At 76.3% G+C, this 21,607-nt stretch carries 17 protein-coding genes and 1 tRNA gene; 6 read left to right on the top strand and 12 right to left on the bottom strand.

The features are described 5' to 3' along the window. Positions 1 to 19 precede the first annotated feature (19 nt). The gene (locus tag AC068A_RS08595; RefSeq protein WP_478582576.1) at positions 20 to 355 is read left to right on the top strand and encodes a hypothetical protein; all 336 of its coding nucleotides are present in this window, start codon (positions 20 to 22) and stop codon (positions 353 to 355) included. Between the two features lie 27 nt (positions 356 to 382). Here the strand turns inward: AC068A_RS08595 and AC068A_RS08590 are convergent, their stop codons facing one another. The 8 genes from AC068A_RS08590 to AC068A_RS08555 are packed head-to-tail and all read right to left on the bottom strand — an operon-like array spanning position 383 to position 12,493. Further along, complete coding sequence (locus AC068A_RS08590) at positions 383 to 1,714, bottom strand: protein kinase domain-containing protein (RefSeq protein ID WP_478582573.1); 1,332 nt, start codon at positions 1,712 to 1,714, stop codon at positions 383 to 385. Next, positions 1,711 to 2,739: a PP2C family serine/threonine-protein phosphatase gene (locus AC068A_RS08585; protein ID WP_478582570.1), complete on the bottom strand. Its 1,029-nt coding sequence runs from the start codon at positions 2,737 to 2,739 to the stop codon at positions 1,711 to 1,713. The genes AC068A_RS08590 and AC068A_RS08585 overlap by 4 nt, the downstream gene beginning before the upstream one ends. A 59-nt stretch (positions 2,740 to 2,798) precedes the next feature. Further along, positions 2,799 to 3,461 (bottom strand): vWA domain-containing protein, encoded by a 663-nt coding sequence (locus AC068A_RS08580; RefSeq protein WP_360638105.1) that lies wholly within the window; start codon positions 3,459 to 3,461, stop codon positions 2,799 to 2,801. Between the two features lie 16 nt (positions 3,462 to 3,477). After that, positions 3,478 to 3,627 carry a hypothetical protein gene (locus AC068A_RS08575; protein ID WP_478582567.1) on the bottom strand — a complete coding sequence of 50 codons (150 nt, stop codon included), beginning with the start codon at positions 3,625 to 3,627 and terminating at the stop codon, positions 3,478 to 3,480. A 47-nt stretch (positions 3,628 to 3,674) separates the two neighbouring features. Continuing rightward, positions 3,675 to 5,369, bottom strand: coding sequence for a TRAFAC clade GTPase domain-containing protein (locus tag AC068A_RS08570; RefSeq protein WP_478582565.1), 1,695 nt, complete (start codon positions 5,367 to 5,369; stop codon positions 3,675 to 3,677). Further along, positions 5,366 to 8,038 (bottom strand): GTPase-associated protein 1-related protein, encoded by a 2,673-nt coding sequence (locus AC068A_RS08565; RefSeq protein WP_478582562.1) that lies wholly within the window; start codon positions 8,036 to 8,038, stop codon positions 5,366 to 5,368. Before AC068A_RS08565 ends, AC068A_RS08570 begins: the two co-directional genes overlap by 4 nt. Next, positions 8,035 to 9,366, bottom strand: coding sequence for a TRAFAC clade GTPase domain-containing protein (locus tag AC068A_RS08560; protein ID WP_478582559.1), 1,332 nt, complete (start codon positions 9,364 to 9,366; stop codon positions 8,035 to 8,037). Before AC068A_RS08560 ends, AC068A_RS08565 begins: the two co-directional genes overlap by 4 nt. Position 9,367: 1 nt before the next feature. Beyond that, complete coding sequence (locus tag AC068A_RS08555) at positions 9,368 to 12,493, bottom strand: hypothetical protein (protein ID WP_478582556.1); 3,126 nt, start codon at positions 12,491 to 12,493, stop codon at positions 9,368 to 9,370. 207 nt (positions 12,494 to 12,700) lie between these two features. Here AC068A_RS08555 and AC068A_RS08550 point away from each other — a divergent pair, with 207 nt between their 5' ends. After that, positions 12,701 to 14,764, top strand: coding sequence for a phosphocholine-specific phospholipase C (locus AC068A_RS08550; RefSeq protein WP_478582553.1), 2,064 nt, complete (start codon positions 12,701 to 12,703; stop codon positions 14,762 to 14,764). Here AC068A_RS08550 and AC068A_RS08545 read toward each other — a convergent pair. Then, positions 14,751 to 15,491, bottom strand: a complete 741-nt coding sequence (locus AC068A_RS08545; RefSeq protein WP_478582550.1) for a hypothetical protein — start codon at positions 15,489 to 15,491, stop codon at positions 14,751 to 14,753. The genes AC068A_RS08550 and AC068A_RS08545 overlap by 14 nt on opposite strands. 62 nt (positions 15,492 to 15,553) lie before the next feature. On the opposite strand from AC068A_RS08545, the gene AC068A_RS08540 reads away from it, so the two are divergent. Then, positions 15,554 to 15,679, top strand: coding sequence for a hypothetical protein (locus AC068A_RS08540; protein ID WP_478582547.1), 126 nt, complete (start codon positions 15,554 to 15,556; stop codon positions 15,677 to 15,679). Between the two features lie 121 nt (positions 15,680 to 15,800). After that, positions 15,801 to 16,574 (top strand): alpha/beta fold hydrolase, encoded by a 774-nt coding sequence (locus AC068A_RS08535; protein WP_478582544.1) that lies wholly within the window; start codon positions 15,801 to 15,803, stop codon positions 16,572 to 16,574. 58 nt (positions 16,575 to 16,632) lie between these two features. Here AC068A_RS08535 and AC068A_RS08530 read toward each other — a convergent pair. Further along, positions 16,633 to 16,705 (bottom strand) — tRNA-His (locus tag AC068A_RS08530). Between the two features lie 94 nt (positions 16,706 to 16,799). Next, a complete protein-coding gene (locus AC068A_RS08525) occupies positions 16,800 to 17,627 on the bottom strand; it encodes a CTP synthase C-terminal region-related (seleno)protein (protein ID WP_478582541.1) in 828 nt (275 codons plus the stop codon). Positions 17,628 to 17,704: 77 nt separating this feature from the next. Between AC068A_RS08525 and AC068A_RS08520 the strand changes: the two genes are divergently transcribed. Together AC068A_RS08520 and AC068A_RS08515 are read left to right on the top strand one after the other, a co-directional pair. Next, positions 17,705 to 18,604 (top strand): LysR family transcriptional regulator, encoded by a 900-nt coding sequence (locus AC068A_RS08520; RefSeq protein ID WP_478582796.1) that lies wholly within the window; start codon positions 17,705 to 17,707, stop codon positions 18,602 to 18,604. Between the two features lie 4 nt (positions 18,605 to 18,608). Then, positions 18,609 to 19,718 (top strand): hypothetical protein, encoded by a 1,110-nt coding sequence (locus tag AC068A_RS08515; protein WP_478582539.1) that lies wholly within the window; start codon positions 18,609 to 18,611, stop codon positions 19,716 to 19,718. A 28-nt stretch (positions 19,719 to 19,746) separates the two neighbouring features. On the opposite strand, the gene treZ is transcribed toward AC068A_RS08515, so the two are convergent. Continuing rightward, positions 19,747 to 21,555, bottom strand: a complete 1,809-nt coding sequence (gene treZ, locus AC068A_RS08510; RefSeq protein ID WP_478582536.1) for a malto-oligosyltrehalose trehalohydrolase — start codon at positions 21,553 to 21,555, stop codon at positions 19,747 to 19,749. Between the last annotated feature and the right edge of the window lie 52 nt (positions 21,556 to 21,607).

The following is a 21,607-nucleotide window of genomic DNA, read 5'->3' as shown; positions in this document are numbered from 1 at the left end:
GCAGCACGAGGAGAAGCACATGGGCGGCAACTACACCTTCCACGGCAACATCAACGGCCCCGCCAACTTCGGGGACAACGGCGTCATCAACGTCGGGCAGCAGGACACCGCCGCCCAGACGCTCCAGCTGGCGACCCAGCTCACCCAGTGGCTCCGCGACCAGGGCGCCGCCCCGGCCCGCATCGAGGCGGCGGAGGTCCTGCGCGGCGAACTGGACCGCGCCGCACGGGAACACCGCGCCGCCGAACCGGGCCTGATCCGCCGCTCCCTGGAAACCATCACCCTGGGCCTGGGCGCAGGCACCGGCGGCCTGGCCCTGGCCCAGGAGATCACCCGCCTCGTATCCGGCGGCTGACCCCGCCCGGACCGGGGGCGGGACCGGTCACTTCGCGCGGACGACGGCGCGGGCGCCGCCGAAGTCGAGTTCCAGGCCCGAGCGCAGCGGGACCGTCTGGCCCGGGTCGATGCGCTGGGTGGTGCCGTCCGCCCGGGTGCCCGTCCACGCGGCGGCCGACCGGTTCGCCAGGCCGAACCGGCCCGGCTTCTGCGGGTGTTCGGTCAGCTGCGCCACCAGCGTCGTGTCGCCGTAGTCGTGCCGGGCCGGCTCGGGGGCCAAGTGGTGCGCCTGCACCCGGGAGGACCGGTGCAGCAGGATGTGGTGCTCGGTGCGCGGCGGGGGTGTGGTCAGCACCAGCCGGGGCGGCAGCACCAGCGTGTTCCCGCAGTTCCAGCAGGCCCCGGGGGCGGCGGACCGCGGCTCGGTCATGTTCTGCCGCCCGCAGTGCGCGCACTCCACCACCGCGTCGTACACGGCCCGCAGGGTGTCCCGCCACTGGCCCTCCCGGACCCGGGCCGCCGGGTCGTGCAGGCCCGTGGTGAAGTTCTTCGTGAACAGGTCCCGCAGCGAGTCCGGGGCCGCCGCCCAGGTGGCCAGCACGGTTTGCTGCTCGGCCGGGTCGGGGGCGTTCGACCGGTCCTGCGGGTCGAAGACGAACAGCGGCTGCTTCCCGTACAGCTTGCGCTCGGCGGCCTCGTCCAGGCAGTGGATCGCCAACTCCCGCCGTCCCTTGAGCGGGTGGTGGTTCATCAGCAGCATGAACAGCAGCACCGACAGGGAGTGCAGGTCGCTCTGCGTGCCCGGGGTGGCCCCCGGGTCGCCGCGCACCAGCTCGGGCGCCATGAACTCCATGGTGCCCGAGATGCCCGTGCTGTCGCCCTCCACCACCGCGTTGTCGTTGTCGCAGACCAGCACGTCCCCGGTGGCCGGGTCGAAGAAGATGTTCCCCCAGGAGATGTCCCGGTACGCGATCCCGCGCGAGTGCAGCGCCTGGTACGCCTCGACCGTGTACAGGCAGGCCTTCAGCAGGGCCCGCGTCGAGGTGCGCAGCTGCCGGCGGAACAGCAGCGGCAGGCCCTTGAACCGGTCCGGCCGGATGTCCATCAGGTACCCGAAGCCGCCGCGCCCGTCGGCCACGAAGTCCAGGGGCCACAGGAAGCGGTCGTCATCGAAGCCGCGGCCCACCAGCTGGCGGACGATGGCCTCCTGCGCGGGCGTCGCGCACGCCGGGTAGTACCACTTGAGGGCCTGGTCCCCGGCCGGGGTCCGGACCCGGTAGACCTCCCCCTGGCCGCCGGCGCCGAGCAGGTTGAAGACGTCCACGGCCATGCCGCTGTCGGTCGTCAGCCGGGTACCGCTGTCGAGCATGCCGCTCATGATCCACTCCCGTGCGGGTCTTCTGACGTCGTGTCGGGGCCGGCGTCGGCAGGGCCGGCGTCCGCGGGGCCGGTGTCCGCCGGCCCTTCTGCGGCCCCTTCCGCGGCGCCGCCGGCCGCCCCGGGCGCCGGCGGTGCCGGTTCCGGTGCGCCGTCCGCCGCCGCGGCGGTGTTCCAGGCGGCGACCAGCGTGGTGTCGTCGCCCGAGTGCTGCGAGGCCTTGCCCAGCCATTCGGGCAGTACGGCCCGGACGGTGGCCGCGCCCTCCGCCGACAGCCGGTCGTCCAGCCCGGCCATGAACTGGAGGAAGCCCCGGTCCGAGGCGAAGCTCTTCGACAGCCCGTCGGTGGAGACCGCGACCAGCCGGGGCGTCCGGGACGGGGCCGTGACCGGCGCCCAGTGGGTCCGTACGCGCAGCCAGGCCTCCGGGGTGCACAGCGACTCCGTCTCGTCGCCCAGGTCGGCCTCCGCGGGGGCCAGCGGCACGCTCACCCGGCCGTCGTCCCCGACGACGGTCAGCTCGCCGTCGCCGAGCTGCCAGGCCGCGAAGACGCGGGGCGTGAGCACGGCGCCGACGAGGGTGCTGCCGTACAGCAGCAGCTTGTCCTCGTCGGTCAGGTCCGGCTCCTCGTGGGAGCTGGTCCGCGCCCAGTTGCCGAGCACCCGCTCCCGCCAGGCGCTGACGAGCTGGCGGGGGAAGGTGTGCTCGGCGTAGTGCATCAGCCAGGCCAGGGTCGGCGGCCGCTCGTCGCCCCGCGGCCGGGCGAGCGCCCCGAACTGCCGGGCCTGCTCGACGAAGAGGTCCACCGCGAACCGGGATCCCAGGTGGCTGCGGGCGTGCACCGCCGAGCCGTGGCCGTCGGCCACGGCCAGGATCAGCGGCTCCTCATCGGTTCCGCGCCCCAGGGCCTCGCAGTAGTCCTGGTTGCGGGTCTTGTTGACGCCCTGCACGCTCTGGCGGAACGTCTCCCACAGCGGCGCCGGCCCGGTCGGCGGACCGGTCGGCGGCCCGGGAGGGCCGGGCACCCCCGGAGGCAGGGGTGGCACGGGCGGGACGGGTGGCGGCACGGGTGACACGGGTCCGCTCACCACACGTCGTCATCGTCGTCGTCGAGCACCGGCGGGGCGTACGGCGGCTGCTTGACCATGCCGTCCCCGGCGCCCGCCACCGGCTGCGAGGCCGCCTTGACCGCCGCCGTCGACGCCCAGCGGATCGCCGCCGCCAGCTGCTTGGGGCTGTTCGCGTCGAGCGGCTGGAGTTCGGGGTTGCCGAGGAACTCCTGGAGCACGGTGCGGTCCGCGTCCGCGCCGATCGCGATGGCCACCCGGACGGCCTTGCGCCCCCACGGGGTCGCGTCCACCGCCCGCAGGCCGGCCTTCCAGTCGTCGGTCGGCACCCCGTCGGAGACGAGGGCCAGGACCGGCTTGAGGGCGCGCTGCGGCATCGGCGGGGTGTCCAGCTCCCGCGCCACCAGCTGCAGGGCCTCGCCCAGGTTGGTCATGCCGTCGACCTGGACGTCCTGCCAGGTGAAGGTCTCCACCGGCACCGGGTCCTGGTGGTGCCAGCGCGCGGTCGTGGAGAACGTCATCGTCCGCAGCAGCAGCTGGGCCGCCGGATTGTCCTGCGCCACCGAGCGCATCTCCGGAACGGCCTCTCTGATCGCGTAGTTGAGCTGGCCGATCTTCTCGCCCTGCATCGAGTACGAGCAGTCGAGCAGCCAGATGAAGTGGACCGGCCGGTTCGCCATCGGCCCGCCGGGGATGTCACTCACTGCTGATCTCCTTCAACTCCCAAAGCCATTGGGGTACGTACTGCACGAGCGCCGCCGGCCCGGCGGCCGCCGTCATCGCGACCGCCACCACGAGCAGGGCCAGCATCAGCCGCCGCCCCCGCGCGATCTGCGGTGTCACCATGGGGTGTTGCTCCTTCCAGCGACCCTAGCCAGTCGCCCCGGCCCTCGTCACAGGCTTGATCGATCCGGTGTGCCGCGGCCGGCGGAACCCCGCGGCCGGGGCAGCCGCGCCAGCCGCGGCAGCCCCGGCGGCCGCCCCCCGTCCGCCGGGCCGCCGGGGCCGCCGGCCGGCCCGCCGATCCGCAGTCCCGTCCGGGACAGCAGCCACAGCACCGGCTCGGCCGCCCGCAGCTGCTCCGACTCCAGGGCCCCCGCCCCGGTGGCGGCGCGGGCGCTGACCGCCCAGAAGCGGGCCGCCGCGAAGTCGTGGCCCAGCGACCGCACCAGGTCGCCCAGCCCGACGTCCTCCAGCCAGGCGTCCACCGGCCGGTCCCCGGGCCGGGGCAGGGAGTCCAGCCGGTCCAACACGTCCCGCTTGGTCACCACCGCCGCCACGCCGAGGCGCCGGCGCCGGCCGCCGAGGCCCTGGAGCTCGCCGGTGAACCCCGCGTACGTCTCCACCGGGCCCAGGTCGGCGGGCCGGGCGGCCACCGCCAGCTCCCCGTCGCCCGCGCGCAGGGAACGGCGTACGACGGGCGAGGCCAGCACGTCCGCGACCAGCAGCACCCCGTCGGCGTGCGCCAGGTACTGCTGGCGGCGGGCGGTGTCCGCGTCCCGCAGGGACTCGCCCATCGGGTCGTACACGTACAGCAGCCGCTGCCGCCGCAGCCGCCGGCGCCCCTTGCCCACCAGCAGCATCAGCGCACGCGGCTGCCCGCCCTGGGTCTTCAGCGCCCAGCCCGCGGCATCGACCTGCCGGCCGAGGGCCGTGGCCTCGTGCCGGTCGGCGGGGGAGGCGTACTCGACGGTCAGCCGGGACCGGTGCGACCAGGCCGTCAGCCCGTCCAGCACGGCAGCCAGCAGCATCGTCTTCCCGGCGGAGGTGCCCCCGACCAGCGGCAGGTGCACCACCCGCGTCGTGCCGACGGCCCGCGGCAGCCCCTGGCCGCAGTGCGGGCAGCGCGCGGCGAGCCTGCTCCGGCCGGCCAGCGCGGTCGTGGGCAGCGCCCGCCCGCAGCGGCAGACGTGCCGCAGCACCCCGTACCGGCCGGCCTGCAGCTCGCCGTGGACGGCGCTGCAGTCCGGGCACACGTACACGGCCAGCGGGAACGGCCGGTAGCAGCCCGGGTACGGGCACTTCATGCGGATGCCGCGGACCAGCTTCCACAGCCGGTCCGCGCCCCGCCCGGCGAGCACCCCGGCCAGCACGACCGCCGCCACCAGCACCAGCTGCGCGGCGAACGCGACCGCGATCCCGGCCAGCAGCACCCAGGCCAGCAGCGCCGACAGCACCGCGGCCAGCGCCATCCCCGGAGCGATCAGCCGCAGCACCAGGCGGCCGATCCAGTGCTCGGCCTCCTCCCCGGTGTAGCCGCTGCAGCCGCGCAGCAGCCTGCCCCGCACCATCTCGTCCAGCCAGTGCCGGGTCAGCAGGTACCACACCAGCTCGAAGGCGGCCCGCCCGGCGCCCGCCGCGTCGACCCACATCTGCAGCGCCCAGTAGGCCGGTTGCGCCGGCTCCGCCCCGGGGTGCGGGGCCCCGATCCGCGGGTCCGGGGCGCCGGGGGTGCGGGGCCCGAACGCGGACGCGGCGGCCCGGAGCGCCAGGCCAAGGAACCGCCACAGCCCGTAGCCGAGGCACACCGCCACCCCGATGACCCCGGTGGCGTACAGGAGGATCTGGAGGCCCAGTTCGGGGCTCACGGCAGTTGCCCGTCCTTCCCGTCGCCGCCGGTACCGCCGTCGCCGCCCCGGCCGGCCGCGTGGCGCGGTCCGGGCGGGCCGGCCGGTCCGGGCGGGCTGCCGGGGGTGATGGGCCCGCCGCCCCCGCCGCGGGGCGGCGGATCGGCGGGCGCACCGCCCCGGCCGCCGCCCTTCGCCGCGCGGCGTGCCGCCCCCCGGCCCGCACCGGTGAAGCGGTCCCGCAGCCGCCCGAAGGCGCCCGGCCGCTGCCAGCCGCGGAACTCCTGCGCCCAGCGCCCGCCGAGGCGGCCCAGCGCCTCCTCCAGGGCCGCGAGCCCGTCCGGCGGCAGACCCCGTACGACCGGCCGCATCACCCCGTCCAGGAGATCCGTACGGGCCTCCTGCCACACCGCACCCGCCTGCGGCTGCGAGGACCAGGTGGCGAAGCACTCGGCCGCGTAGCGGGGGTCGAGGCGGAGCCGGTCCACGACCCGCGGCTCGCGGGCTGCCTGCCGGTACGCGGCCAGCAGCGCCGCGTCGTTGCTCTCGATCAGGGCCCGCAGCTCGCTCTCGGGCCGGTCCTCGGCCGCCAGCAGCCGCGCCGCCACCGCCCCGTAGCCGTGGTCCCGGGCGGCGGGCGACGGGTCCAGCGTCCCCAGGTCCAGGGCCTGCCGCACCCAGCCCGGCCCCGCCGCGCCCGCGCGCAGGTTCCGGGCCAGCTCCAGCATCAGCAGCGACGGCCGCAGCGCCGACGGGAGTTCGGCCGCGAAGTGCCGCAGCAGCTCCGGGGCCAGCTCCTCCGCCGCCCGGTCCTCGGCCGGGGCGTCCACCGCCGCCCGCGCGAGCAGCTCCCAGGTGCCGGCCTCCCGGTGGGGCCCGGGGCCCGTCGCCGTGAGCACCAGCCAGGCCTCGTGCGCGCCGGGCGCCCCCTCGGGCCACACCAGCCGCATCGCGGTCCGCAGCACCAGAGGCTCCGCCTCCAGCGGGACTCCGGCCGCGTGCACCAGCTCGGTCAGCGCCCGCACCCGGTCCCCGCCCGGCTCCGCCCCCCGCGCGCACATCCGCAGGTGGGGCAGGGCGTCGGCGGGCGTCAGCCGCAGCGGGATCCGGGCGAACACCCGGGCCGCGGCGGCCGGATCGCCCGCCGCGAGCCGGTCCAGCCGGTCCAGGACGAGGGCCCGCAGGCCGGGCATCGCGTCCAGTGCGGACCGCACCGGCTCGCCGTACGTCCCCTCCGGGTCGGCGATCAGGGCGCGCGCCAGATGCCGGGCCACCTCCGGCAGTACGTCGGTGCTGTCGATCCCGAGCTCGGTGCCGGCCCGCAGCAGGTCCACCCGGTCCGCGGGCCCGCGCTGCGGGTCGGTCAGCGCCGCCCGCAGCTCCGGCTCCAGCTCCGCGCCGAGTCGCAGCCGGGCTCCCTCGCCCAGCAGCCCGGCCGGCGGGGCGGCGCCGCCGGAGCGCACGGCCCGGGCCAGGGCGAGCGCCGCGAGCGGCTCGGTCACCGCCACGGGGGCCCACCCGGCCAGGGCCGCCAGCAGCCGCCCGCAGGCGGCGGCCTCCGCTGCCGTGTCCTCGGCGGCGGCCTCCCCGCCGCCGTGTCCGTCCGTGTGCGCGTCCGCGCGTCCGTCCGCCCGTCCGTGTGCGCGTCCGTCTGCGCTGCCGTCCGCCGGGCGGCCCAGGGCCGCGGCCAGCGCGTGGAGCCGTCCGCCGTCCAGCGCCTCCCGGTTCCCGGCCGCCCAGTCGGCGGCCGCCGCCCGGCCCGCCGGGGCCAGCGGGACGTCGGCCGCCAGGGCGAGGGCGGCCAGCGGTCCGGCTGCGTACGGCTCGGCGGACAGCCGCCGGACCTCCGCGAACAGCTCCTGCCGGCCCGCCCGCCAAACGCACGCGGCGGTCTGCGCCCACGCGTCCCGGGCGGGGGCGGGGGCCGCCGCGCGGGCGGCGTCGTACACCCGGTAGCGGTGCTCCTGCCCGGCCAGGCCGAGCCCGTCGTCCGGCAGCACGCCGATGACCTGCTGCCGGGCGAGCTGCGGCCGCCGGGTGTACGTGGTGAAGGTCAGCCACTGGCCCCGCTGGTGCGGCAGCACACTGCACGCCAGCATGATCCAGCGGGCCGCGGCCTCGCTGTCCGGCTCCACCACGACGACCTGCGGGGCCGCGGGATCCTCGCCGAGCCGGCGCACGTCCGCGAAGAACCCCGCCAGCCACGGCCCCCGGGCGGCCACGAACGCCGCCAGTGCCTCCCGGTCCAGCGGGCCCGGCACGGGCACCGACGCCAGCGGCGGCAGGGGCGCCCCAGGCGGCGGGCTCGTGTCGGCCCACTGCGGGGAGCCCCAGGACGTGATCGGCAGCGGCCCCTCGGCCGGCCGGTCCGGGCCGGCGGGCTGCGGCAGGTGCACGGCGTGGGCGTGGAAGTTGCCCCAGCGGCCGCTGTAGTCGGCGCCCGTGTACACGGAGCGGGCCAGCAGCCGGCTGCCGTCGGCGAGCACGTTCAGGCTCAACGCCTGGGGGAAGGCGCGCAGTTGGACCGGATCGGGGCGCGGCGGGGCGTCCCGGGGCGGCTCGTACCCGATCAGCTGCTCGGCCTCCCGCAGCAGCGATACGGGCACGCCGGGGCTGACCGCGGTGAACCGGAAGCCCGAGCCGTCCGGGCCGGGCGGAGCCGAGGTGTAGTGCAGCTGCGCGAGGTTCACGCCTCTCCTCCCGATCCGGTACGCCGGCTGCCGGCCGCACCGAGGCGGCCCGCGCCGATGCCGTCCCCGCCGAGGCCGCCCGCGCTGCTGTCGCGCGCGCCGTTGCCGGCCGGGGCCCGCCGCAGCAGCCCGCCCAGCCCCAGCAGCCACAGCAGCGGGTCCTCCACGCGCAGCGGCTGCGGCCCCGACTTGGGGGCGTCGGACGGCGACTCCGCGGGCGGCGGGGAGCCCAGCGCCGAGATCCCGAACAGCGACAGCTGTGCGAAGTCCCGCTCCAGCTGCCGGAACAGCGCCCCCGAGTCCCAGCTGTCGAGCAGGGCGCGCATCTCCTCGTGCACGGCCAGCCGGTCCTCGTCGTCCACCGCGCCGCCCGCGTGGCCGGCATTGCGCCGCAGCGGGGAATGCGGACCCACCAGCGAGAACAGGGAGTCGGTCTTGGTGACGGCGACCGCCACCGGGGTGGTGACCCGGCCCCGGCTGCTGCCCCGCCCGTGGGCGCGCAGCTGCGCCGCGAGGTCGGCCGCGATCTGCTGCGGCGGGGTCTCCACCGTCGGCAGCGGCAGCCCGGCGTCCACGGGCAGCTGGTCCCGTACGGCCCGCATCTGGAGCGGGTCCACCAGCAGGATGATCCCGTCGGCCGCGGCCAGGTAGTGGGTGTAGCGGTCCATGGCCTCCGCACTGCCGAGGTCCTCGCCGGCCGCGTCGAAGAACACGAGCGCGGTGTGCCGGCTGCCGTCGCCGAGCAGCCGGCGGCGCAGCGGCAGGCTCAGCCGGTACAGCAGCGGGTCGTTGAAGCCGAGCGCCGCCGGTCTGGTCGCCCCGGGCAGCCGCAGCCGGTCGTACAGGTCCTCGGCCATCTCCCGGTCCCGGCGCTGCGTCTCGCCGCCCATGGCGGTGATCGACGCGCCGTAGGCCCGGCCGACCCGGTTGCGGAGCTCGTTGATCAGTACGGAGACGTACGTGCTCTTGCCGGAGGCCTTCGGGCCCAGCAGGGCGATGATCCGGGTGTCCTGGTCGCAGTAGTCGCTGGGGAAGTCGCTGTGGCAGCGCAGGCAGACCCGGACCGGGGTGGACACCCCGCAGTGGGGGCAGTCCGCGCGGGAACCGCCGCCGAGGCGGCCGGCGAGTCCGCGCGGCCCGGGGAAGACCGGGCCGCGCAGGGTGAGCGCGGACGGCACGCTCGGACCCATGAACTCGGCCCACACGGTGTCGAGTTCGGCGGTGCAGGGCTTGCCCCCGCGTACCCCGGTCGCGGACATCTGGCAGCGGAAGGGCAGCCGGGCGGCGGAGGAGCGGTCGAAGCAGTAGGGGCAGACGACGGAGGTCATGTCAGCGGACCACCAGGGAGGTGAGGGAGGGCTCGTCGAGCCGGACGGAGGCGGCACGGCCGCCGAGGAGGAAACCGCGCACGGCGCACGGGCCGGTGGCGGGCGGGTGGGGGACGATCTCGCGCTCCACCGTCCCGGCGGCGGCGAGCTCGCTGCCGGTCACACGGCACAACTCGGCGCCGTCGGCGGGCCGGTGGGGGCGGGCGGCACCGCCGCCCGTGCCCGCGACGAGGACGAAGTCGGGCAGGCCGGCCCCGGGGTCGCCGCCGGGCGCGAGCAGGGTGACGCGGAGCACGGAGGGCCCGCGGCGCAGCATCCGCCGCTGCCCGGGCAGCACCCGGTAGGCGATGGCGACGTCGGCGGGCAGCAGGATCTGCCCGGTGTCGCCCGGTGCGGCCACCGTCGCGAGGGAGCTGCGGGGAGCGGCGTACGCGGTGATCCGGACGGCGCCCGGCCCGACCGGCAGCTCCAGCCCCTCGCGCAGGAACACGGCCCGCACGACGGGGTGTTCGGCGGGCTCGCCCCCGCCGGCCCCGGGCGCGGTGGCGACGATGACCCGGCCCGCTTCGTCGGGCCAGTCGAAGGCGATGCGGGCGCGGCCCGCGGTGGTCCGGTGGGCGGTGAGCCCGGCCACCGGCTGCGGTGCCTCGACGGCGGTGCTCGGCCCGGCCAGGGCGCGCTCGCCGAGCACGGCCACGGCGCTGACGGTGGCCAGCGTGCCGGGCGGCGGGTCCGCGGCCCCGGTCGCGTCCACCCAGGGCAGCGCCGGCGGCAGCCCGTCGGCCGCGAGCTCGGCCCCCTCGGCGGGGGCGTCGCCGGGCCACTGCACGATCCGTACGCCGGCCCCCGCGCCCCCGGTCCAGTGCAGGCGCAGCCCGCCGCCGTCCCGCACCCGCGCACCAAGGCTGACCACGGGCTCCGGCCACGCGTGCACGGTGACTTCACCCTCGACCCCCAGGGACGGCACCTCACCCCGGCCCCCCGCATACCGCGCCCGCACCCGCACCACGTACCGCCCGGCGCCCACGCCTCCGACCCGCACCCCCTCGGCCCCGGCACGGCCGGCCCCGGCCGCCCCGGATCCGACCCGAGCCCCCGTGTCCCCCGGGCCGTACCCGCCGACCCCGGCGGGCGCGGCCCGGTACCCCGCGGTGCCGGAGCCGTACGCTCCGGCCCCGGCCGCTCCGGCCCCGGCCGCTCCGGCCCCGTCGCCCGTGCTGCCCGCGGGGCCGTGCGCGGCAGTCCCGGCCGGTGCGGCCCGGTACCCGGCCGCTTGCGTCGTCCCGGTTCCCGTGCCGGGCCGCCCGGGGCGGGAGGCGGGGGCCCCGGCTGCGGCTGCCGACGGCGTGCTCCCGGAAGCCGGCCGCTCGTCGGTGACGGCGCCGGCCGGCGCGGCCCCGGCTGCGCTGAAGCCGGGTATGACGGACCCGTGCGGCACGGGTTGCCCGTCGGGCCCGGTCACCGTCACCTCGACCCCGACCGCCCCGGCGGGGCGTAACCAGGAGGCCTCGATCCGGGCGCGCCCGTCGGCGAGGACCAGCTCCGCCACCTCCGGCGCCACCAGCAGCACCGCACCGACCAGCGGCCCCACCCCCTCGGCCGCACCGCCGCTCCCGGCCACCCCGTCCGCCGGTACGCCGTTCCGGCCGCGGGCGCGGCCGCGGGCGCGGGCCGGGCTCCGGGGGCCGGTTCGGCCATCACTCCGCGCCCCGTCGGCACCCCGGCCCGCGCCCTCGGCGCCCGCCGAGTGTGCGGTGCCCGTCGTGGCCGGGAATCCGCCCGCTGTGGCAGCGGGGTTGGTCCGACCGTCGGCGGGTGCGTGGGCGCCGCCACGGGTCGGTGTCCCGGGGGCCGTGGTGGGGGCGGCTGGTGGGCCGGCCTCGCCGGTCGCGCCTCCGGGCGCGGTGGAGGCGGCGAAAGCGCCCCCGGCCGCAGGGATGCCGCATGCCGCGCCGCCCCCGGCCCCGGGGGCGGTCGTGTCGGGGGCGGGATCGGCCGGCCGGGTTTCGCGGGGGAGGGCCACGTAGCGGACCTCGCGGCCGAGGGGGGCCTCGGAGTCGGTGACCGGGCCGTTCGCCGGGTCCCCCGGGACCTCCGACAGCGGCACGGTGAGCGGTTCGCCGCGAGTCAGCCTGACGATCCGCCAGGACACCCCGGCCGGTCCCTCTGCTGCGGCGGGTCCCTCCGCCCCGGACACCGCCCCGGACACCGCCCCGGACACCGCCCCGGACGCCGTCCCGGGCGAGCCGGCGGGCGCGGACGGTCCGGCAGCCCCGCCGCCTCCGGCCGGAAGCCACCGCAGTTCCACGCCCTCCGGCACGAGGGCGGCCGTCAGGCGGTCGGCCTCCGGGCGCGCGGGGGCGTGGGTGCGGACCAGGCCGCGTACCGCGCGCGGGCAGTCCCAGGCCAGGCGGGCGGCCTGCCCGTAGCGGGCCGCTGCCCCCTCCCGGTTCCCGCGGCCCTCACAGCTGCGGGCCTCCTCCAGCAGCGCGTCCGCGTCCCGCACCAGCGCGGCGATCCCGGCGAGCCGGTCCGCCAGCAGCCGGTCACCGCCGGCCGGCGGGAGCGCGGCCGCGCACAGGGCGGCGGCCCGGATCCGCCCCTGAGCCCAGGCGTCCTCGAGGCTCTCGGCGGCGGCCCGCCCCGCCGTGTCCAGCCGGGCCCGCCCGGCCGCGGCCTGCGCCAGGGCCGCGGCCTCGGCGGGGTCGATCCCGAGGGCGGCGGCCGTCTCCGGCCGGTGCCCGCGAGGGTGGTCGTGCAGCAGCTGCACCAGCTGGTACAGCAGGATCCGGCGCAGCGCGGCGGGATCCCGCTCCTGTACCCCGGCGAGCCGCTCGACGAGCGCCGCGGCTCCGGCCCCGCCGCGGGCCGCCACCGGCCCCCGCAGCACGGCCGCGCCGACATGGCGCCGCCGGCCCGGCCCTTCGACGGCGAAGACCCCGTCCAGTACGCGCAGCCGCCCGCCCGGCGGGACCAGTAACTCGCCCAAGTGGCCGAGACCCAGGCCCTGTTGCGCGGCGACGAGTTCCCCGTACCGCTCCACCAGCGGAGCCATCGGCAGGCCGGTGAGCGCGCGCGACAGCCCCAGGGCATGCCCGAAGCCGGTCCCCGTACCCGTCCCCGTCATGCCCCCGTGCCCCCCGCGCAGTGTGTCCTGAAGGTCATTCCAGCAGATCCGCGCAGCCGCCGGGAGGGCTTTGCGTTCTCCCGCCGTACCGCGGGACGTCACGGCTTGCTCTCCGGCCGGTATCCCGGGCCCGCTGTCCTTGGGGCGCCCCTCGGTCCCCCGTCACCTCCCCGCCCCCTTCCCCTTCACCGCAGAGGTCGTCACCCCATGGCTGAACTCAACCGCCGCAGGTTCCTGCAGATCGCCGGCGGCACCGCCGCCCTGGCGATGCTGAACGAGAGCATCGCGCGGGCAGCCGCCATTCCGGCGCAGGGCACCACCGGTACCGTCCAGGACATCGAGCACATCGTCGTGCTGATGCAGGAGAACCGTTCCTTCGACCACTACTTCGGCACCATGAAGGGCGTCCGCGGCTTCGGGGACCCGCGCCCCGTCCTCCAGGACAACGGCAAGTCCGTCTTCCACCAGTCCGACGGTACGAAGGACCTCCTCCCCTTCCACCCGGACGTGCCGGACCTCGGCATGCAGTTCCTGGAGGGCCTGAACCACGACTGGGCCGGCGGCCACCAGGCGTACAACAACGGCAAGTACGACAGGTGGGTCCCGGCGAAGACCGCCACCACCATGGCGTACATGACCCGGAACGACATCCCGTTCCACTACGCCCTCGCCGACGCGTTCACCGTCTGCGACGCCTACCACTGCTCCTTCATCGGCGCCACCGACCCCAACCGCTACTACATGTGGACGGGTTACACGGGCAACGACGGCGCCGGCGGCGGCCCCGTCCTCGGCAACCAGGAGGCCGGCTACGGCTGGAAGACCTACCCCGAGCGCCTGGAGGCGGCCGGGATCTCCTGGAAGGTCTACCAGGACATCGGCGACGGCCTGAACGCGGCCGGCCACTGGGGCTGGATCAACGACGCCTTCCGCGGCAACTACGGCGACAACTCGCTCCTCTACTTCAACGCCTACCGCAACGCCCAGCCCGGCAGCCCCCTGTACGAGAAGGCCCGCACCGGCACCAACGCCAAGGCGGGCGAGGGCTACTTCGACCGGCTGCGCGCCGACGTGGTGAACGGCACCCTCCCGCAGGTCTCCTGGATCGCGGCCCCCGAGGCGTTCAGCGAGCACTCGAACTGGCCGACGAACTTCGGCGCCTGGTACATCTCGCAGGTCCTGGACGCGCTGACCGCGAACCCGGCGGTGTGGGCGAAGACCGCCCTGTTCATCACCTACGACGAGAACGACGGCTTCTTCGACCACGTCGTCCCGCCGTACCCGCCAGCGTCCTCCGCGTGGGGCCTGTCCACGGCCGACGTCAAGGGGGACCTGTACGCGGGCGGCGGCGGCTACGCGGCCGGCCCGTACGGGCTCGGCCCGCGCGTCCCGATGATCGTGGTCTCCCCCTGGAGCAAGGGCGGCTACGTCTGTTCCGAGACCTTCGACCACACCTCGCTGATCCGCTTCATGGAGAAGCGCTTCGGCGTGCAGGAGCCCAACATCTCCCCGTGGCGCCGCGCGGTGTGCGGTGACCTGACCTCGGCCTTCGACTTCACCCGGGCGGACGCCGCGCCCGCCGCGCTCCCGTCCACGGCCGGGTACGTGCCCCCGGACAGGAACCGCCACCCGTCCTACCACCCGGTCCCGCCGGCGGCGGGCGCCCTGCCGCGGCAGGAGGCCGGCGCCAAGCCCGCCCGCGCCCTGGGCTACGCCCCGTACGTGGACGGCCGGGCCACCGTCTCCACCGGCAAGTTCACCCTGACCTTCTCCTCCGGCCCCCTCCTCGGCGCCCACTTCCACAGCACCTCGGGCAACCGCACGGACGGGCCGTGGCCCTACACGGTGGAGGCGGGCAAGACCCTGTCCGACACCTGGTCGACGAGCAGCTCCACCGGCAACACGATCGACCTCACGGTCTGGGGCCCCAACGGGTTCCTGCGGACGTGGAAGGGCCCGGCGAAGAAGGCGGGCCCCGAGGCCACGGCCCGCCACGACGCCGCCACCGGCAACCTGACCCTGACCCTGACCAACTCCGGCACGGCCGCCGTCAACCTCACGGTGACCAACGCCTACGACACCGCGGCGGCCCGGACCCTCCGGGTCGCGGCCGGCGCCACCGTCACCCACACGGTGGACCTTCAGGCCTCGTCCCGCTGGTACGACGTCAGGGTCGTCTCGGACCGCGACGCCACGTTCCTGCGCCGCTTCGCGGGCCATGTGGAAACGGGCGCCCCGGGCGTCTCCGACCCGGCCCTCAGGACCGCCTGACGCGGTCCTCCGCGCCGCGCAGCAACCGCCGCTCCAGGACCGGCAGGTCCCGGGGGCGGCGGTCGCGGGCGTGGGCCAGCAGCAGGTTCCGGGCGGTGTCCGGGACCCGGCGGTGCTTGGGGTGGCGGGTGGTGAAGTGCTCGCCGGCGAAGAACCGCACGGCCCCGTCCAGCCCGGCCCGGTCGGTCTCCCTGACCGCCCAGGCCAGTTCGGCCGTGGGGGCGTCCGCGAGCAGCCGCAGCGGGGCCTGCTCGGCGAGGACCGATGCCGCGTCCCCGGGCTCGTCCCGCGCCGCGCCCAGCCAGCCGAAGACGACGGCGGGCGGAACTGCGGGGCGGGGGCCGTCCGGGGCCTCGCCCCGGGCCATCGCCTCCGCGTACTCCCGGAGGGAGGCGGGTGCCGCCCGCACCCAGCGGGCCCGGTGCCGGGCCGGTATCCCGTGGGCTGCGGCGGGGTCGAGGACGTGCGCCAATGCCTCCGAGCGGGCGAGGCGTGCGCTCCGGACGAGCTGCCCGCTCGCCTCGTACAGGCTCGCGGAGCCGTCATGGCCGAGGCACATGCACTCGAAGGGCTCACCGGGCCCGGCGTCCGCCGGCCACGCGGCGAGCACGTCGGCGATGTCGTCGGGGGCGACGATCTCGTACGCCGCGGGGTGGTACGGGTGCCCGTGCTCGGCGGTCCGCGCACCGCTGACACTGACACGCACTGCACGGGATATCGGCTTCACGGTGTGATGCTAGACATCGCCGCGGCCGGGCTCGCCGGCCGGACTCGCCTCCGGGAGTACGGATGGCCGGTGTCGGCTGGGAGGAAGCCAAGCGGCAGGTGAACGAGCGCCGGCTCGCCGCGGGACTGCCCGTCAGGTCCGCTGCGGAGAAGCAGGCGGCGATGGAGCGGCTGACGGCTGACGGCTGACGGCTGACGGCTGACGGCGGCCGGTGGCGGTGGCGGTGGCGGTGGTGCGGTGTGGCGGCGGGCCCGGTGGGCAGTAGGTACGGCGTCGGTTTTAGCCACGTCCGCCACTGAGGGAGAATCCATGGCCATCGCCCACCGCAGGATCGGCACCGGACCGCTGCGCGCCATCGTGCTGCACGACTGGTTCGGCACCTCCGCCAACTGGGGTTCCGTGCTGGACTTCTTCGATCCGAAGGGCTTCTCGTACGCCTTCCCGGACTACCGCGGCTACGGCGACCGCCGGGACGTCGCCGGCCGCTTCGACCTCGCCGAGATCGCCGACGACGTCCTCGCCCTCGCCGACGAACTCGGCTGGGACACCTTCTCCCTCATCGGCCACTCCATGGGCGGCAAGGCCATCCAGCAGGTCCTGGTCCGCGCCCCCGAGCGGGTCGAGAAGCTGATCGGCATCAACCCGGTCCCGGCGGCGTCCTACGAGATGGACGAGGCCACCCACGCCCTCTTCCACGGCGCCGCCGACAGCCCGGAGAACCGGCGCGTCATCCTCGACCTGGTCACCGGCCACCGCGCGAGCCGCCACTGGCTGGACCGCATGGTCGCGCACTCCGTCGCCGTCTCCCGCCCCGAGGCCTTCGCCGCCTACCTGTCGAGCTGGCAGTCGCTGGACCTGTCCGCCGCCGTGAAGGGGAGCACCGTCCCGGTGCTGGTCCTCGCGGGGGAGTACGACCTCGCGCTGAGCCCCGATGTGATGCACGCCACCTGGCAGGTCTCGTACCCGAACTGCCGGGTCCTCCCGATTCCCGGGGCCGGCCACTACCCGCCGCACGAGACGCCGGTGGCCTTCGTCACAGCGGTCGAGGACTTCCTCCGCTCCGGCCGGGACGCAGTCGCCTAGCGGAAACGCCCGTAGGGGCACGAGGAAAGAAGACCTCGTGCCCCTACGGGACCTACAGGGTGAGTGACGGGACTCGAACCCGCGACCACCTGGACCACAACCAGGTGCTCTACCAACTGAGCTACACCCACCACGACGGGCGGCAGACCACCCGTTCGATGTGCACGCACAGCATAGCCGATCAGACGGGTGGTCCTGCGACGCGATATACGGCCGGACGGGCGGCTACCCGTGCGGCGTGGCTGCGGCCGCGTGCGCGACGGCCGCGGCCGCGAGCGCCGTCACGATCGGGTGCGGGCGGCTCCCGTCGCCGTGCAGCTCCGGCTGGAACAGCGTGGCCAGGAAGAACGGGTGGCCCGGCAGCTCCGCGATCCGCGGCTGCCCGTCCTCGTCGTGCCCCGACAGGCGCAGGCCGCGGGCGGTGAGGGCCGGCAGGTACCGCGGCTCGGGCCCGTAGTTGCAGTGGTACCGCTCCGTGGTCCGCTCCGCGCCGAGCACGGACTCGGCGAGCGAGCCGGGCTCCACCCGTACGACGCCCTCGTGCCCGACGAGCGAACAGGCCAGCGGGGTGATGAGGAGGTCCTCGGCGCCGGGGTCGTTCTCGGCGTGCGCGATGCCGGACAGCCCGCACACCGTGCGGGCGTACTCCAGCAGGGCGTGCTGGAAGCCGCCGCAGGTCCCGAGGAACGGAATGCCCTCCTCCCGCGCCACCCCGATCGCCGCCAGCGCCCCGGCCTCACTGGCGTACGGGCTGCCGGGCAGCACCCAGACCGCGTCGAAGCGGGCCAGGGCCCCCGAGGCGGCTTCGGCCCCGGCGTCGGCGGTGGGGATCCAGTACGCGTCCAGGACCAGCCCGTCGCGGGAGGCGAGGGCGTCGAGGAGGGGCGGGATCCGGGTGTGGGACGTCACGTGCGGGGAGCGGTCGCCGACGAGGGCGATCCGGGCGACGGGCGTGCTCTGCCCGGTCTGCGTGCCGACGGCGGTGGCGGTGGCGGTGTCGGTGGCCGTGGTGGTGTCGGTGGCCGTGGTGGTGTCGGTGGTGGTGTTGCTCATGCCGATCATCCTGGGGGCGGTCCCCGCTTCAGCGCCAACGATTGTTCCTGGATGCACGATAAGCAAAGCTGATGACCATGGATCCGCACCTCCTCCGCACCTTCGTCACCGTGGCCCGGCTGTCCTCCTTCTCCGCCGCAGCCCGCGAGCTCGGCTACACCCAGTCCGCCGTGTCCCAGCACATCGCCGCCCTGGAGGGGGACCTGCGCACCGAGCTGCTCACCCGCCGCCCCGTCGCGCCCACCCCCGCCGGGCTGCGGCTGCTGGAGCACGCCGCGCCCCTGCTGCTGCGGCTCGACGCGGCCCGGGCCGACGTGCTCCGGCTGGCCGCGGCCCCGCCCGGCCGGGTCGCCCTCGCCGCGTCGCCGCTCGCCGTCGGGCCGCGGCTGCTCGCCGCCCTGCCGGCCACCGGGGTCGAGCTGCGGGTCGTGGCGCCGGACCAGGTGCCGGCCGCCGTCGCCACCGGCGGCTGCGACCTCGGGCTCGTCGACGGCCTCGCCGCCGCCAGCGACCCGCTGCGGCTGCCCGACGTGGCCCCGCTGACCGTCACCGGCATCGGCGAGGAGCAGCTCGCCGTCCTCCTCCCGGCCGGGCACCCCTTCGCCGGGCGGGCCGTGCTCCGCCTGGACGACCTGGCCGACGCGCGCTGGCTCGACGCCCCGCACGCCGGCCTCGCGCCGCCCGCCGCCGTCCGCACCGCCCCGGCCCTGCGCTACGACGGCACCGACCTGCACGCCCTGTGCGCCCTGGCCGCCGCCGGGCACGGCCTGGTCCTGCTGCCCCGCCGGGTGGCCGAGACCGCGGCGGCGGGGGTGGCCGTGCCCCTGGCCGACCCCCGCCTGGTGCACCGCACGGAGCTCCTCACCCCCCGTACGCCCACCCCCGCGGCCGCCGCCCTGTCCGCCCGGCTCACTGCCCTGAGCGGCCTCGGGGACGCGGGGAGACGCACCCCACTTCCCCGAGGCCGCCTAGGCTGATCGTGTGAGCGGAATAGACGTGGTCAACGGCGCGGTGGGCGCCGTGTTCGGACTCGTCCTCGGAGGCCTCTTCCAGCAGCCGATCGAGGACGCCTGGCACCGGCTCAGACAGCGATCGGCGGGCAGGGTGCGGAGTCTGACGTTCCGCCAGGATGGCGGTTCGGCCGCCGCCTGGTCGACGTTCGCCCTCGGCCCGCTGCGCACCTCCGCCCTGATCGTGGAGGGCGACGGACGGCATCCCCTCGCCCCCTCGGCCGTCCACCTCCAGGTCCTCGACCAGGAGATCGTCCTGCCCGAGGAGATGGCCCCCTGGCGCGACGAGATCGAGGAGCAGGAGCGCGCGCGGGACGGCGGCGGTGCCTGGAACGGCCCCCGCTACGCGGTCGACGAGGTGTCCGTCTCCCGCAGCCCCCTCGAGGAGCAGCCGGAGGTCCGCCTGCGGCTGCGCCCCACCGACTACTTCACCTTTCTGGCCGCCCAGCAGCTGGACCGCAGGCTGCCCGACGGCTCCACGCCGCGCAGCCGCTACCTGGACCCCGCAGACCCGCTGACCGCACCCGCCTTCCTCCAGTGCAGCTTCGGCATCAACGTCGCCGTGGTCACCGCCGACCACCTGCTGGTCGTCGGGCGGCGGGCCGACAGCGTCCGGACCGGCACCGGCCTGTGGAACTCCTCGGTGAACGAAGGACTGTCGCGGCACCTCGACTCCGCCGGACGCAACGCCCCCGACCTGCACGAGGTGGCGCGCCGCGGAATGCGCGAGGAGCTCTCCCTGGAGCCCCACGAGTACACGCTGAGCCTGCTGGCCCTCGTACTCGACGTGGAACGGCGGCAGTGGAGCGCCCATTTCCACGCCCGGCTCGCCGAGTTGACCGGGGACGGCCTGCAGGAGCGGATGTCCCGCGGGGTCGCCGACCGGTGGGAGCACCAGAGCCTCGACCTGGTCCCGTTCCGCCCCGCCGACGTCGTCCGGTACATGCTCCGGCCGGACCGGATCCACCACTGGGCGCCCACCGCCCCCGCCCTGTTCCACCTCGCCCTGGTCCACGTACACGGGCGGGGCGCGGTGGAGCGGGCGGAGGACCGCGCGGTACGCCGCCTCCGGGCGGGCTGAAGCCGGCCCCGGCGCCGCACCCCGGGTCCTACGGTGCCAAGAGGACCGCCGACTCGGCCGGGACGTGGACGCGGCCCTCCGGGTCCGGGTGGCCGACCGGATCCCAGGACGCCAGCACCCGGACCCCGTTGCGGCCCAGGGCGATCACCGCCGGCTCGGGGGCGAGGTTCACCACCACCCGTACGTCGCCCCGCCGGAAGGTGATCCAGCGCCGCTCCTCGTCGTACGCGACGCGCACCGCGGCCAGGTCCGGGTCCCGCAGGTCCGGGTGGCTGCGGCGCAGCCCGACCAGGGTCCGGTACCAGGCCAGCAGCCGCGCGTGCGGGGCACGCTCGGGTTCCGCCCAGTCCAGGCAGGACCGGTCCCGGGTGGCCGGGTCCTGCGGATCGGGGACTTCCACGGCCTGCCAGCCGTGGGCGGCGAACTCCCGGCGCCGGCCGGTGCGGACCGCCTCGGCGAGCTCCGGGTCCGGGTGGTCGGTGAAGTACTGCCACGGCGTGCGGGCGCCCCACTCCTCGCCCATGAACAGCATCGGCACGAACGGCCCGGCCAGCACCAGCGCCGCCGCGCACGCCAGCAGCCCGGGGGAGAGGGAGGCGGCGAGCCGGTCGCCCTGCGCCCGGTTGCCGATCTGGTCGTGGGTCTGGGCGTAGCCGAGGAAGCGGTGCGCGGGGGTCCGCCGGCGGTCCACGGGCCGGCCGTGGGTGCGGCCCCGGAAGGCCGACCAGGTCCCGTCGTGGAAGAAGGCCCGGGTCAGGGTCTTCGCCAGGGCGGCGAGCGGCGCCTCGGCGAAGTCGGCGTAGTACGCCTGCGACTCGCCGGTCAGCGCACAGTGCAGGGCGTGGTGGAAGTCGTCGTTCCACTGGGCGTGCAGACCCTGCCCGCCCTCGGCGCGCGGGGTGGTGGTCCGCGGGTCGCACCGGTCGGACTCGGCGATCAGGAACAGCGGCCGGCCGGTCTCGGCGGCGAGCGCGTCCACCGCCGCGGCCAGCTCCTCCAGGAACGTCAGCGCCCGCCCGTCGGCCAGCGCGTGCACCGCATCCAGGCGGAGTCCGTCGATCCGGTAGTCGCGCAGCCAGGCGAGCGCGCTGCCGGTGAAGTACGCGCGGACCTCGTCCGAGCCGGGCGCGTCCAGGTTCACCGCCGCACCCCAGGGCGTGTGGTGGGTGTCCGTGAAGTACGGGCCGAAGGCCGTCAGGTGGTTGCCGGACGGCCCCAGGTGGTTGTGGACCACGTCCAGTACCACCCCGAGGCCGGCCTCGTGTGCCGCGTCCACGAACCGGGCGAGCCCGGCCGGGCCGCCGTACGGCTCGTGCACCGCCCACGGCGCGACCCCGTCGTACCCCCACCCGTGCCGGCCGGGGAACGGGCAGACCGGCAGCAGCTCGACGTGCGTGACACCGAGCGAGACCAGGTGGCCGAGGCGGGCGGCGGCCGCGTCGAAGGTGCCCTCGGGGGTGAAGGTGCCGATGTGCAGCTCGTACAGGACCGCATCCTGAAGCCGGACGCCCGGCGCCGGCGCCCGGGGTGCCGGCGACTCGGCGTCCACGACGGCGGACGGGCCGTCCGGCCCGTCCGGCAGCCGCCGGCCGCGCGGATCGGGCCGTACGGTCGGGCCGTCGCCCAGCTGGAACCCGTACCGGTCCCCGTCGGCGGCCGGGGCCTCGACCACCCACCAGCCGTCCCGGTCCGGATCGCGCACCATCCCGTACGCGGCCCAGGCCTCGGGCTCTTCGGCGGCTTCGGTTTCGGCTTCGGTTGCGGTTTCGGCTTCGGCGTGCGACGCGAGCCGCAGGACGACCCGGTCTGTCAGCGGTGCCCACACCTCGAAATGCACGGGCGGCCCCCTCGTCTGCGGCGGTACCGGAACGTGAGCTTTGCCATGTGTC

This window comes from Streptomyces sp. NPDC043854 (genome assembly GCF_056436005.1).
The sequence above is the reverse complement of the archived record's forward strand: the minus strand, read 5'-3'. Positions and strand labels throughout refer to the sequence as shown.

Excerpts from the sequence above, each read along its gene's own strand:
- AC068A_RS08595 (WP_478582576.1), top strand. The coding sequence starts at position 20 with ATGGGCGGCAACTACACCTTCCACGGCAACATCAACGGCCCCGCCAAC.
- AC068A_RS08590 (WP_478582573.1), bottom strand. The coding sequence starts at position 1,714 with ATGAGCGGCATGCTCGACAGCGGTACCCGGCTGACGACCGACAGCGGC.
- AC068A_RS08580 (WP_360638105.1), bottom strand. The coding sequence starts at position 3,461 with ATGGCGAACCGGCCGGTCCACTTCATCTGGCTGCTCGACTGCTCGTAC.
- AC068A_RS08575 (WP_478582567.1), bottom strand. The coding sequence starts at position 3,627 with ATGGTGACACCGCAGATCGCGCGGGGGCGGCGGCTGATGCTGGCCCTG.
- AC068A_RS08560 (WP_478582559.1), bottom strand. The coding sequence starts at position 9,366 with ATGACCTCCGTCGTCTGCCCCTACTGCTTCGACCGCTCCTCCGCCGCC.
- AC068A_RS08555 (WP_478582556.1), bottom strand. The coding sequence starts at position 12,493 with ATGACGGGGACGGGTACGGGGACCGGCTTCGGGCATGCCCTGGGGCTG.
- AC068A_RS08550 (WP_478582553.1), top strand. The coding sequence starts at position 12,701 with ATGGCTGAACTCAACCGCCGCAGGTTCCTGCAGATCGCCGGCGGCACC.
- AC068A_RS08540 (WP_478582547.1), top strand. The coding sequence starts at position 15,554 with ATGGCCGGTGTCGGCTGGGAGGAAGCCAAGCGGCAGGTGAACGAGCGC.
- AC068A_RS08535 (WP_478582544.1), top strand. The coding sequence starts at position 15,801 with ATGGCCATCGCCCACCGCAGGATCGGCACCGGACCGCTGCGCGCCATC.
- AC068A_RS08525 (WP_478582541.1), bottom strand. The coding sequence starts at position 17,627 with ATGAGCAACACCACCACCGACACCACCACGGCCACCGACACCACCACG.
- AC068A_RS08520 (WP_478582796.1), top strand. The coding sequence starts at position 17,705 with ATGGATCCGCACCTCCTCCGCACCTTCGTCACCGTGGCCCGGCTGTCC.